Consider the following 12,799-nt stretch of genomic DNA (forward strand, 5'->3'; position numbering starts at 1 on the left):
ATGCTCTTGATAAAGCGGACTTAATGATGAACCTGCGCCACATTACCCTGCACCAGTTGCGCCTGTTTTACAGCGTAGGCAAGCACTTGTCCTTTACTCGTGCGGCGGAAGAATTGCACCTGACGCAACCGGCGGTGTCTATCCAGATTAAACGCTTGGAGGAGAGTGTCGGTATCCCGTTGACGGAACAAATCGGCAAACGTTTATTCCTAACCGAAGCGGGGCGTGAACTGTTTGAGGCGTGTCGCGATGTTCTCGACCGCTTGCGGGTGCTCAACGACGACATGATCGGCATGGAAGAAGGGGTGAAAGGCCCTTTGAATATTTCAGCGATTACCACCGCGAAGTATTTCATGCCGCATTTACTCGGCACCTTCCTCAAGGATTACCCACGGGTGGAGCCACGTCTCACCATTACCAACCAAGCGAAAGTGATCCGCCGTTTGGAGGATAATCTGGATGACTTGGTGATCATGGGGACGGTTCCCACCAGCGGTAATCTGGAACTCGCCGCTGAATATTTCCTTGATAACCCCATTGTGGTGATTGCCCCGCCTAATCACCCCTTGGTTGGGGAACGCAACATTACCTTGGAACGCATTGCCCAAGAACGCTTTTTGTCACGCGAAGAAGGTTCCGGCACTCGCGCTGCCCGCATCAAACTGTTTGCCGAACACGGGTTGGAAGCCAATATTTACATGGAACTTGGCAGTAGCGAAGCCATCAAGCAAGCGGTCATGGCAGGCTTGGGCATTTCGGTATTGTCGTTTCACAATTTGCGCCTCGAATTGGAAGCGGGTTTGCTCGCCGTCTTGGATGTGCAACATTTTCCGCTCATGCGCCGTTGGCACGCGGTGCATTTGAAGGGGAAAAAGCTTTCCAATACTTCCAAACGCTTTCTCGATTTTCTGTTGCAAGACGGGGCGCGGATGTGGGAAGACATCAACGTTAAGCGCTTGCACCTGCCAACCTCGCTTTTGAACCCAAAACTTGAGCCTGATGCCGATGAATAATGTCACTTTGCGCGTGTATTCCTTCATTGATTCGTTGCAACCCCAGCTTGCTTCGTACTTAGCGACCTCTTCGCAAGGCTTTTTGCCGATTCCCGGTGATGCCTGTTTGTGGATTGAAGTGGCACCGGGCATGGCAGTCCACCGCCTCAGTGACATTGCGCTCAAAGCCACGAATGTGCGCCTCGGTCAGCAGGTGGTGGAACGCGCGTTTGGTTCGATGGAAGTCCACTTCCGCAACCAAAGTGAAGTGACTTCGGCGGGCGAAGCGGTATTGCGTGAGATTCATGCTGATGTCGAAAACCGCATGGCATGTCGGGTGGCATGGAAAGAAATCATCCGTGCCATTACCCCCGACCACGCGACCCTAATCAACCGCCAATTGCGGCACGGTTCGATGTTGTTACCGGGCAAAAGCATGTTTATTTTTGAAACCGAACCCGCCGGTTACATTGTGTACGCTGCCAACGAAGCCGAAAAAGCCGCGCACGTCACCTTGGTGGATGTGAAAGCTTACGGCGCATTCGGGCGGCTGATTATGATGGGCAGTGAAGCGGAAACCGCCCAAGCCATGCAAGCAGCAGAACGCGCCATTGCCAGCATTAATGCACGGGCGACGGCGTAACACGAATGAATACAGAGGAATACCATGAGCGGAAAATACGAAGGTTTGGATAACGATAAACAATTTGGCATGAGTTCGGTCGGGCGACTGATTCGCGATGCATGGGTGTTTGGCTTACTGCCCGACACCGAACAATGCGCGGGCTGGAGTGCTGGAATGCTGCAAAACCTGTATGAAAAAGTCCACGCGGAGTGGATGAAATACGGGCATTTGCCCAGCCGTTTGCCACCGGAATTGCAGCAGCGGCACAGCGACAGGCATAGTCGTGCGATTCGTGAGGCGAAAGCGAAGGGGTGGGATGCGGAGTTGGGTGAGGGCGACTAACATGTACAACGTCCGTGACAATGTGCAGGCCAGTTTGGGGCATTTTCGCATGGAAAATTACTGGTTTCGTTACAGTAATTTCGTGCCGCGCTTGTATAACTGGTGCATCGAACTGGGGTTTGAACCGGGGAAAATCATGCCCTCACGGGCGTTTTGTTCGGATGAGAGTCAAGGCTACCCGGTAATTTTGCTGGCAAAACATTTTGGGATATTTCCATTCAATCACGGGCAAGTGGGCGGAATTATGGCGTGTGACCGGCATGGCCCGCACGCGCATCACGGTAAAGATTTGGTGATTGTGCATTCCAGCCACGTCGGTTATGACCCCGAAGCCATGACCTTTGGTTCCTATCGGCGCATCCAGACGGCGAATCATCGCTGTTCCAGTAACTGCGGCAAAATCCACGCCACGTTGGAATGGTATTTGCGCGAATACGAATTTGCTTGCCAAAACATTTTCGTGGATATGCGGGCGGATCATTGCCGCTTGACCTTGGACAACCAATATTTGTCGCGTAGCCGGGAACGCAGTTTGGTATTGCATCTGGAAAAAATGGTGGAACACCAGCACGACGGTGAAATGTTACCGATTGCCATGCAAAGCACGTCGCGCACGTTCATGGCGACCGACGCTTTTTTTCAGCACATGCGCTGGTTTTTCAACGAAGGCACTGGCAGGCAACCGCTTGGTGATGCCTTGTTGCCGGAATATTTCACCTACCACACCAGTTTGCGGGAAGACACCGACGGGTCACGCCAATTGGAGCAAAACCTAATCGGCGCAATGCCCTGGATTGTGACGTCCGCTGAGCCAATGCTGACGGCAGCGCAAGCCAATACGCAAGCCGAATTCGACCGTGCTTACCGCAGCATCTCACAAGATAGCGCTTATCGGGGGCGTAATTTGCTCTACGTTGCAGGCTTGCATGTGGATATTTCACCGTCGCCGGAACAGGCGTTTGTGTTAACCAAATTCATTCCTTGGGCGGCGTATGTGCAATTGAAAAACGGTGAGCGCTATGTGCTGGAACAAGAGGCGCTGTTTGCGCGTTTGCAGGCGTGTAGCGCGGATAACCCGCAGCAATTGGGCTTGGATGCGGCGATTCAGATGATGGAAGACGAGGAAGAGATTTACCTGCACTTGCCTTATTAGTGTTATCCGCATAAGGCAATCGTGTTGCCTTAACTAAGCCAATGCGGTTTGTCAAGACAGTTAAGCAATCTTACGTAAATTGGCGGCTATTCAATACGTTTACTATATTAATCCCATTCTTGATTGTTTTTTTAGGAAATAATCCAGCAGAGGGTAACATGTTATGCCATTGATTATCATCGTATTTATATTGTTGCTGGCACTCTGGTTATTATTGACCAGCGGTGATCTCGGTTCTTTGCTGGTCGGGTTGCCGTTCATTATGCTGGCGCTGTGGAGTTATCGGTTGCAGCGCCATGCCCCTTATCCCTTAACGTTTTCATTCCTTGGTGCATTGCGCTTTGCGGTATTTTTCCTGCGCGAATCTTTGCGTGGTGGCTTGGATATTGCGTTGCGGGTGTGGCAACCGCGCGTGTCATTGTCGGTGGCCTTTTATGAATACCGTCTTATTTTTCCTCAAGGGCCAATCCGCTCGTTTTTTATGTATTGCATCAGTTTATTGCCGGGTACGTTGAGTGTGTGCGTGTCAGAAAATGGCAAGTTACGCTTGCATGTGCTCGATGATCGTGGCGCGGTAGCGGAAGATTTAGCCCGTTTGGAACAGCGGGTTTGTGATTTGTTTGCATTGCCTTGTTACAAGGGGGCGCTATGAATACGGTGCTATTGGCGCTAGTGGTGGTATTAGCCCTGGTGTTACTCATCAGTTTACTGATTATGTTAGCGCGGACGCGGTTAACTGACCGCTTGTTGGCGGTGCAATTGTTGGGAACGTTGGGTGTCGCGATGTTGCTGGTGCTGGCAGTGGTGATGCAGCAACGGGCGTTTTTGGATACCGCCTTGGTTCTGGTGATGCTGGCGGTTGTGGTCACGGCAGTCTTTACCCACCGGCAGCGGGGAGGCAAATCATGATCCTTGATGCGCTTTCCGTGCTATTGCTGGTGCTGGGTTTGTTTTTCTTTGTGTCCGGTTTGTTGGGGTTGTGGCGGTTTCCCGATACGTTTGCGCGGCTTCATGCCCTGACTAAGGCGGATAATTTGGGCTTGGGGTTGGTGATGACCGGCTTGCTATTCCAAGTACCCGATGTGTTGTGGGCGATTAAATTCGTCTTGGTGTGGTTGCTGGCATTGGTGGCGAGTGCGGTGAATGCGCATTTGATTGCGGTATTCCTGCACCGGCAACAGGAGGGACACGATGAATCTGCTTGATGGCTTATGGGGCATTTTGGATCTGTTGCTGGTGGCGGTGTTGTTGTTATTGGCAATGGCGGCGGTACTGAGCAGTGATCGGCGGCGTAGCATGATGCTGTTTATCGTGTTTGGTTTGGTATTGGCGTTGGTGTGGGCGCGGTTACACGCCCCGGATATTGCACTGGCGGAAGCCGCGATTGGGGCGGGGTTGGGCGGGGCGTTGTTAATGGCAACCTTGCGGCGCGATACGCATCAGCAGACCGATCAGTTTCCACAACACCCTGTGGTGTTATGGGGCGCGGGCGTGTTGGTAATGGTACTGGGAACGATGATTGCGTGGGGCTTGTTCTCGGTATTGCCCACGGTGGAACAAACCTGGCGCAAAGGCGCGGCGGTCGATGCGCACTTGGCATTCAGCGGGGTTAGCCACCCGGTAACAGCGGTGTTATTGAATTTCCGAGCATGGGATACCTTGTTGGAATTGGCGGTGTTGTTGGCGGCCATTTTGGGGATTCGTGCCTTGGGGTATGTGCGTTCGGCGTATGTGACGGAAGCCGCATTCAGCCAATTGGCGGTGTGGTTGGTGCCCTTATTGATTCTAATGGCGGGTTATGTGCTGTGGGCGGGAGCGCATTCACCGGGTGGAGCATTTCAGGCGGGGGCATTGCTGGCGGGGGCGGGCATTTTGCTGCGCTTGGCGGGGTATTCCCATGCGGGGTTGCCGACGACACGTTGGTTGGTACGTTTGGGCTTGGTGGCAGGAACGGGTGTGTTTTTGCTGGTGGGTTTGGGGCTGTTGGGGTGGGGGCAGGGTTTCCTGCATTACCCGGTCGCTTATGCAAAATGGTGGATATTATTGATTGAAATGCTGGCTACGGTGTCGATTGGGATGACGCTGACGTTGGCTTTCATGGGCGGGATACCGCAGAAGGAGGCAGCGTGATGGCGGGGTTAAGTGCAATCAATCCGCAGTTTTTGTATGTGTGCGCTGGCATTTTCCTGTTCGCCATTGGTTTGTGGGGAACTTGGTTACATGCCCATTATGTGCGCAAAATTATTAGCTTGAATGTGATGGGTGCGGGGGTGTTTCTGACGCTGATCGCGGTGGCGTATCGCGGTGAAAATCTGCCCCCCGACCCTGTGCCTCATGCCTTGGTGTTGACCGGCATTGTGGTGGCTGTCAGTGCAACAGCGTTGGCATTGGTGATTATCCGCCGTTTGGAGGATGCAACCGATGAATGAAGCTGCGAGTGTCGTTTGGGTAATTAGCCTGCCGTTGCTGGGCGCATTGCTGGCAACGGTGTGGCGGCAACGCGCGGCGACGATTGGTTGGATCAGCAGCGCATTAACGGCGGGATGCGCGGTCTGGCTGTTGTGGGTGGTGCAACACGCTGGAGTGCAACAACTGGCGCTGGGTGGCTGGGAAATCGGTCTGGGCATCAGCTTGTACGCGGATGGTTTGGCGGCTGTCATGGTGCTGATGAGCAGTCTGGTGGTGTTGGGGTGCAGTGTGTATGCGCGGCAGTATTTTCGGGCGCAGCGTCAGCATGAATTGTTTTGGCCGTTGTGGTTGTTGTTAGCCACGGCGTTGAATGCGTTGTTTTTGGCGGGTGATTTGTTCAATGTGTATGTCACTTTGGAATTGTTGGGAATTTCAGCGTCGGCACTTACCGCGTTAGGGGCGAAACGGGCGGCATTGCGGGCAGCCTTGCGCTATCTGGTGGTGGGGCTATTGGGGTCGATGCTGTATCTAATGGCTATCACCTTGCTGTATGCCGCTTACGGCACACTGAACGCTGTGCAAATTGCCGAGGCATTGCAAGTTAACCCCTTGGGCTGGGCAGCGCTGTTGCTGATGTTGGCAGGGTTGGCGTTGAAAATGGCGTTATTCCCGCTGCATTTCTGGTTGCCTCCAGCGCATTCTAATGCGCCCGCGCCGGTGAGTGCGGCATTATCGGCGTTGGTGGTGAAAGCGGCATTTTATTTGGTGGTACGGCTGTGGTTTGAGGTGTTTGCACCGTTGACAACGCCACTGCTGGCGAATGTTTTGGGCGCATTGGGTGCAATGGCAGTGTTGTGGGGGTCTTGGTCAGCGTTGCGGGCAGAACGCTTGAAATTATTGGCGGCGTATTCCAGTGTGGCGCAATTGGGCTATTTGGTGATGTTTTTCCCGCTGTTGATGGTGTTGGAGGGCGAAGCACGGCACTGGTTGTTTGGGGCAATGGTGTTGTTTGCGCTGTCTCATGCGTTTGCGAAATCGGCATTGTTTTTGGCAGCGGGGATTTTGATGCAATACGCCGGGCATGACCGTATCCGCGAATTGAGTGGTACGACGCAAGCCTTGCCATTGACCACGTTTGTGATTGCGTTGGCGGGCATTGCCTTGGTGGGCTTGCCACCGAGTGGGGCGTTTCTGGGTAAGTGGTATTTGTTGGATGCGGCGTTTAAGACGGGGCAATGGTGGTGGGTGCTGGTCTTGGTGGCGGGGTCGTTATTGGCAACCGCTTATGTGTTCCGTTTGTTGGGGCACGCTTTCGGGCATTTGCCAGCGGTTAAGCGCCCGATTGTGGCGGCTACGCAGGAAATGCCTGCCTTGGCATTGGCATTGCTGGCAACCTTTGGGCTGGGCTTAGGGGCAATGAGTCTGTGGTCATGGTTGGCGCACACTGGCACAGGGGCAGGGCTATGAACGAGTTATTGAATGTTCTCACCGAAGCGCTGGGAAAAAATTTACCGCTGTGGATTGTGCTGAGTTCGTTTAGCGTCGGTTTGGTGATTTTCTTTGTGCAGGAAGGCAGCCATCGCTTACGCACCACCTTGAATTTGCTGGCGGCAGTGGTGAAGTTGGCATTGGTTGGGGTCTTGCTGTGGGGGGTGTATCACGGGCAGGTGTACGAAGTGCGCTGGGTGATTGCGCCCAATCTGGAATTGCTATTGCACGCCGATGCATTGTCGATGTTGTTTGTGACCTTATCTGCCTTGCTGTGGTTGGTGACAACGGTTTATGCGATTGGGTATCTGGAGCATTCCCCGCACCGCAGCCGCTTCTTTGGGTTTTTCAGCTTGTGCGTATCGGCAACCGTGGGTTTGGCGTTGGCGGGCAATCTGGTGACGTTTGTGATGTTTTACGAGTTTTTGACCTTGGCGACTTACCCCTTGGTGGCGCACAAAGGCTCGCATGAAGCCCGCAAAGCTGCGCGTTTGTATTTGGCTTATACCTTCACGGGTGGATTGCTGTTGCTGGTGGCAGTGGTGTGGTTGAAGTCGATTGCCGGGCCGTTGACGTTTGTGCAAGGGGGGATTCTGGATACCTTGCCTGCGGAAACGCACAGCGCCTTGCGTTGGATTTTCTTGCTGATGATCGTGGGTCTGGGGGTCAAAGCCGCTTTGGTGCCGTTGCACGGTTGGTTGCCCAAAGCAATGGTTGCGCCCGCGCCGGTCAGTGCGTTATTGCACGCGGTGGCGGTGGTGAAAGCAGGGGCATTTGGGATTGTGCGCGTGGTTTACGATGTGTATGGGGTGGAGTTTGCCGCTGTCTTGGGCGTATTAGTGCCATTAGGAATAGTGGCGGCGTTCACGATTGTGTACGGATCGACCTTGGCATTGTTTCAGGATGAGTTGAAAAAACGTTTGGCGTATTCGACGGTGAGTCAGGTGTCTTACATCATTTTGGGGACGGCAATCCTAGGCCCGTTGGCGACCGTGGGCGGTATTGTGCATTTGGTTCACCAAGGCTTGATGAAAATTACCTTGTTCTTTGCCGCCGGTAATTACGCGGAAACCTTGGGGATTCACCGCGTCAGTCAAATGAACGGGGTGGGCAAACGAATGCCGCTAACCACGTTGGCATTTACCTTGGGGGCGTTGGGGATGATTGGGATTCCACCAATGGCGGGGTTTATTTCCAAATGGTATTTGGGGTTGGGGGCGTTGGAAGCAGGGGTATTGCTGTGGGTAATGCCGGTGTTGATTGCCAGTAGCTTGCTGAACGCGGCGTATTTTCTGCCCATTTTGTACCGTGCGTGGTTTTTGCCTGCTGACCCTTGGCCAGACGAACACATTAAGGCGCAGCGTTGGGAAACGCATGGCATGTTGTTGTGGCCGCCCGTGATTACCGCGAGTTTGGCGTTATTGGCAGGCTTGTTCGCGTCTTTGCCGTTTAGTCCGTTGGAGTGGGCGCAATTGATCACCGCTAGGGAGTACAAATAATGTTGCAACCCGTGCTGCTGGAGTTACCGTTTTTATTGCTGTTAGCGCCCTTGTTACCGCTGTGCTTTGCCTTGGTGGGGAATGACCGTATTGGGCAATGGCTCTTGCCGGTGGCTGCATTGCCTGCGTTAGTCGCAGCGTTTGTGTTGCCAGTGGGAACGTCGGTGGCGTTGCCTTGGGTATTATTGGGAGCGCAATGGGGGCTTGATGCTACAGGGCAGGTATTTTTACTGGTGACAGCACTATTGTGGTTGTTAGCAGGTTTGTACAGTGTGAGTGGTACGCCTGCGGGGTCAAGTTGGTGGCGTTTTCGGGTGTTTTTCCTGTTGACCTTGAGCGGCAATGTGTTGTTGGTTATTGCGCAGGACATGGGGAGCTTTTTTCTGGGTTTTGCCTTAATGGGGCTGGCGGCGTATGGGTTAATTGCGCAACAGGCGTCGGTGACGACGCGCCGTGCTGGGCGCATTTACCTGATTTGGACGGTGTTGGGTGAGGTGTTGTTGTTTGCCGGTGCAGTGTTCACGGCGGGGGCGGTGGGGAGTGTGTATTTCAGTGAGGTGGTGGGCAAGGATTTACCCCTCGCTGCGGTGATATTGGTGACGCTGGGCTTGGGAATTAAGGTGGCATTGCCGGGTTTGCATGTGTGGTTGCCGATTGCGCACGGTGCAGCCCCTCCGGCGGTGTCGGCATTGTTGAGCGGCGTGATGGTGAAAGCGGGGATACTGGGTTTGGTGCGGTTTCTGCCAGCGGGTGCAGCCAGCACGGTGTGGGTGGCAGAGTGGTTGGTGTGGCTGGGATTGGTGGGCGCGTTTTACGGGGTGGTGTTTGGCTTGCGGCAAACCGCGCCGAAAGTGATTCTGGCGTATTCGACCATGAGTCAGTTGGGGGTGTTGACTTTATTGACGGGATTGGTATTGCAAGCCCCTGCGGATGCGATGTTGGCAATGGCGTTGTTATTGTATGTGGCACACCATGCTTGGGTGAAAGGGGCATTATTCCTTGGGGTGGGCTTATTTAAGCAAACCTTGTCTTGGTGGTTATTGGGTGTGCTGGTGGTCTTGGCGTTGGTGTTGATCGGCGTGCCATTGACCAGTGGCGCGTTGGCAAAAGGCAGTGTGAAAGCGGCATTGCCAGCCGATTGGCAGCACTTGGCGCTGGGTTTATGGCTGAGCAGCTTGGCAACCACTTTGCTGATGGGGCGCTTTGTGTGGAGTTTGTGGCGTTATCGCCGCCAGCATGAGGCTGTATCCAGCCATCACACCAGCACTTCCCCCGGTCTGACACAATGGTTGGGGTGGGCTATTTTAGTGGAATGGGTGTTGTGGTGGCCGTTTCTGTTTGCGCTACCGGCGTTTAAGTGGTGGGATGTCGTGCCGATTTTGCTGGGCTTGGGGATGGTTGCTTTGGCGTTATTGCCGCGTATTCCAGCGGGGGATGTGCCGGTGTTGTTGGCGCACGCTGGCTACCGTGGGTGGCATTGGGTGCGGCAATCGCGCAGTAAGCATAGGCATTATTTATCTGATTGATGAAATCTTTAATGCGTTTGTTCTGGATGGTGTGGAAACCTAGCGTTTAGGGCGATATGCTACGTGCTGTTACCCATTAAAATGATAAGCACCGTTAGGGAACCCCATGAATTGCTACCCCGATACTCACCCCGCCGAGTTATTAACGGTGGGCGATTTGCCTGATGATCCGCACACATTGCGCGTCTTATTGGCACAAACGCGCCAAGCACTCCAGCGCAGCGAGGAACGTTACCAGACCTTGATGTCGTCCATGAGTGATTTAATTTTCCTGATAGATGCTGACGACTGCTTGTTGGACGTTCAGTGCCGTTCCCCCCAACTCTTATTCGCACCGCCCGAAGCCTTTCTCGGCAAACCCATTACAGCGGTGCTGCCGCCGGATACCAGTGAGCCTTATTTGGAATGCGCTGAATACGTGCGGCGTACTGGCGAGAACCGTCGTTACGAATACCCGTTAGTGATTCAAGGGGAAACACGCTGGTTCATGGCCTCGCTTAACCGCCATGAAGATGGCTGTAAATTGGTGGTCGACGTGCGCGACATTACCAAGCGTAAACAGGCTGAAGCGGAAGCCCGTGAACAAACCCGCCTGTTTAATTTGATTACCGAGAACATGCACGACTACATCGGCGTGCTCAATCTCGATATGAGTGTGTTGTACGCCACGCCCTCACTGTATCAGCGCACCGGGTATAGCGCGGCGGAATTTCGTTGTCTACCGTTTGAGCACTTGATGACACCGGAATCGTTGGTGCGACTCAAGCAATTGGTGGCAGACAATTTAACCCCAGAGAAATTAGCCGACCCGCAGTGTGATATTGCCTTTGATGTGAATCTTGATGTCATTCGCAAAGATGGTTCGCATTATTGGTGTAATAGCAGTCACCGGCTGATTCGGGATTCGCAAGGGCGACCCGAATACATTCTTGAAACCGGTCGCGATATTACTGAGCGTAAACAAGCTGAAGATTTGTTGTTGCGCAAAGATGCGTTATTTGAAGCGGTAGCGATTGCAATGCAGGCATTGTTATTTGAACCCTGCATCAATGAAGCCATGCAACAGGCATTGGCAGCCGTGGGGAGTGCCACCAACCAAGATCGGGTGTATTTATTTGAATACCACGTTGACCCGCTCACGGCTGAACGTTTCATGAGTCAACGTTACGAATGGGTGCGTGATGGTGTGAGTCTTCAAATCGACAACCCTGATTTGCAAAATTTGTCGTTTGATGGCTTGTTTCCACGTTGGTTTGATACGCTGTCTCAAGGGCGAGCGGTGTCTGGGTCAGTGGCTAGTTTTCCTGAAACAGAACGCGCTATTTTAGAAGCGCAAGATATTGTGTCATTGATGGTTGTCCCCGTGAACGTGGAAGGGCGCTTTTGGGGCTTTATCGGTTTTGATAACTGCTACAGTGATTACCAGTGGGGAGTAGAAGATCAGGCCATTCTTACCTCGATGGCGGCATCGGTCGGCGCGGCGGTGATACGGCATCGCTCGGAAGTGGCGTTGCGGGAAACCAACCTCAAGTTAGCGCAAGCCATTGAACATTCCCTCGCGATGGCGGCGAAAGCGGAAGAAGCCAGCAAAGCCAAAAGCTTGTTTCTGGCCAATATGAGTCACGAAATCCGCACCCCCATGAATGCGATTATTGGCATGAGCCATTTGGCATTGGGCAGTGATTTGAACCAGCGGCAGCACGATTACGTGGTTGAAATACAGCACGCGGCTCAATCATTGTTACGCATCATCAACGACATCCTCGACTTTTCCAAAATCGAAGCGGGCAAATTAACGCTGGAAATGACCCCTTTCCGTTTGGAAGACGTGGTGAGTAATGCGCTAAGTTTGCAGCGTCAACAAGCACTGGAAAAAGGCGTGGCGCTATTGTTTGAGCTACGCAGCCCGCAGTTGGAAGGGGAGCAGGGCTTTTTCTTAGGCGATGCCTTGCGTTTGGAACAAATACTCACCAATTTACTCACCAATGGCGTGAAATTTACCAGCCAAGGCCATGTGGCGTTGTACATTGATGAATTGGAACGCGGGGCAAACAGCAGTCGCTTGTGCTTTTGCATCGAAGATACCGGCATCGGTATGGATAGCGTGGCGGTGAATGGTTTGTTTCAGGAGTTTTCGCAAGCGGATGATTCCACGACGCGCCGTTACGGTGGCACGGGTTTGGGTTTGAGCATTGTGAAACGCTTGTTGGATTTAATGGGCGGTGAGATTACGGTGAGCAGTGAACCCGGTCAGGGTTCGCGGTTCAGCATGACGCTTACCTTGGCACATGCGCGTTCGTCTGCGGTTAATCCATCGCATGTGGTGAGTACCGCATCCCCTATGCTTGGCACACCGTTGCACCATCAACGCATCTTGGTGGTGGAAGATAACCCGATTAACCAATTGATTGCCTCCGAAATCCTCACGCAATACGGCGCGATTGTGGAATGTGCGGATAACGGTCGGGATGGTGTGAGAAAAATCTTTGCCACCCTGCCGCCCGCGTATGACGCAGTGTTAATGGATATTCAAATGCCGGTGATGGATGGTTACGAAGCAGCCCGCTTGATTCGCGCTGATACCCGTTACGCAGCCATGCCCATTGTCGCACTGACGGCAAATGCAATGCGTGAAGAAAAAGAGCGTTGTTTAGCGGTGGGGATGAATGCGCATGTGGCGAAACCGTTTGAACCTAGCGCGTTATTGCAAACGCTGATGGATTTGCTTGGGTAAGTCTGCGTTGCAAACACCACAAACAAAGGGT

The 12,799-nt window shown here is 53.3% G+C and carries 13 protein-coding genes; all 13 read left to right on the forward strand.

The window, feature by feature from the left end; translation table 11 throughout:
- The first annotated feature begins 23 nt into the window (after positions 1–23).
- The 13 genes from HMY34_RS12720 to HMY34_RS12780 all read left to right on the forward strand — a co-directional run bounded on the left by HMY34_RS12720 (position 24) and on the right by HMY34_RS12780 (position 12,768).
- Complete coding sequence (locus HMY34_RS12720; protein WP_228287846.1) at positions 24–1,013, forward strand: LysR family transcriptional regulator; 990 nt, start codon at positions 24–26, stop codon at positions 1,011–1,013.
- Positions 1,006–1,635: a hypothetical protein gene (locus tag HMY34_RS12725; protein ID WP_202715853.1), complete on the forward strand. Its 630-nt coding sequence runs from the start codon at positions 1,006–1,008 to the stop codon at positions 1,633–1,635. The genes HMY34_RS12720 and HMY34_RS12725 overlap by 8 nt, the downstream gene beginning before the upstream one ends.
- 24 nt (positions 1,636–1,659) lie before the next feature.
- Positions 1,660–1,959 carry a hypothetical protein gene (locus HMY34_RS12730; protein WP_202715854.1) on the forward strand — a complete coding sequence of 100 codons (300 nt, stop codon included), beginning with the start codon at positions 1,660–1,662 and terminating at the stop codon, positions 1,957–1,959.
- A gap of 1 nt (position 1,960) precedes the next feature.
- On the forward strand, positions 1,961–3,112 hold the full coding sequence (locus HMY34_RS12735) for a hypothetical protein (protein ID WP_202715855.1): 1,152 nt from the start codon (positions 1,961–1,963) through the stop codon (positions 3,110–3,112).
- Between the two features lie 163 nt (positions 3,113–3,275).
- On the forward strand, positions 3,276–3,764 hold the full coding sequence (locus tag HMY34_RS12740; protein ID WP_202715856.1) for a Na+/H+ antiporter subunit E: 489 nt from the start codon (positions 3,276–3,278) through the stop codon (positions 3,762–3,764).
- Complete coding sequence (locus tag HMY34_RS12745; protein ID WP_202715857.1) at positions 3,761–4,021, forward strand: MrpF/PhaF family protein; 261 nt, start codon at positions 3,761–3,763, stop codon at positions 4,019–4,021. Before HMY34_RS12740 ends, HMY34_RS12745 begins: the two co-directional genes overlap by 4 nt.
- Entirely contained in the window at positions 4,018–4,317 is a 300-nt protein-coding gene (locus tag HMY34_RS12750) for a monovalent cation/H(+) antiporter subunit G (protein ID WP_228287847.1), read from the forward strand. The genes HMY34_RS12745 and HMY34_RS12750 overlap by 4 nt, the downstream gene beginning before the upstream one ends.
- Positions 4,304–5,242 (forward strand): Na(+)/H(+) antiporter subunit B, encoded by a 939-nt coding sequence (locus HMY34_RS12755; RefSeq protein WP_202715858.1) that lies wholly within the window; start codon positions 4,304–4,306, stop codon positions 5,240–5,242. Before HMY34_RS12750 ends, HMY34_RS12755 begins: the two co-directional genes overlap by 14 nt.
- Positions 5,242–5,541 (forward strand): cation:proton antiporter subunit C, encoded by a 300-nt coding sequence (locus HMY34_RS12760; protein WP_202715859.1) that lies wholly within the window; start codon positions 5,242–5,244, stop codon positions 5,539–5,541. The genes HMY34_RS12755 and HMY34_RS12760 overlap by 1 nt, the downstream gene beginning before the upstream one ends.
- The gene (locus HMY34_RS12765) at positions 5,534–6,988 is read left to right on the forward strand and encodes a complex I subunit 5 family protein (protein ID WP_202715860.1); all 1,455 of its coding nucleotides are present in this window, start codon (positions 5,534–5,536) and stop codon (positions 6,986–6,988) included. Before HMY34_RS12760 ends, HMY34_RS12765 begins: the two co-directional genes overlap by 8 nt.
- The gene (locus tag HMY34_RS12770; protein WP_202715861.1) at positions 6,985–8,508 is read left to right on the forward strand and encodes a complex I subunit 5 family protein; all 1,524 of its coding nucleotides are present in this window, start codon (positions 6,985–6,987) and stop codon (positions 8,506–8,508) included. Before HMY34_RS12765 ends, HMY34_RS12770 begins: the two co-directional genes overlap by 4 nt.
- The gene (locus tag HMY34_RS12775) at positions 8,508–10,034 is read left to right on the forward strand and encodes a complex I subunit 5 family protein (RefSeq protein WP_202715862.1); all 1,527 of its coding nucleotides are present in this window, start codon (positions 8,508–8,510) and stop codon (positions 10,032–10,034) included. Before HMY34_RS12770 ends, HMY34_RS12775 begins: the two co-directional genes overlap by 1 nt.
- 106 nt (positions 10,035–10,140) lie before the next feature.
- Positions 10,141–12,768: an ATP-binding protein gene (locus HMY34_RS12780; RefSeq protein ID WP_202715863.1), complete on the forward strand. Its 2,628-nt coding sequence runs from the start codon at positions 10,141–10,143 to the stop codon at positions 12,766–12,768.
- Positions 12,769–12,799 lie beyond the last annotated feature (31 nt).

Origin of the sequence: Thiothrix subterranea, from assembly GCF_016772315.1 — a bacterium.
Classification (GTDB): domain Bacteria; phylum Pseudomonadota; class Gammaproteobacteria; order Thiotrichales; family Thiotrichaceae; genus Thiothrix; species Thiothrix subterranea.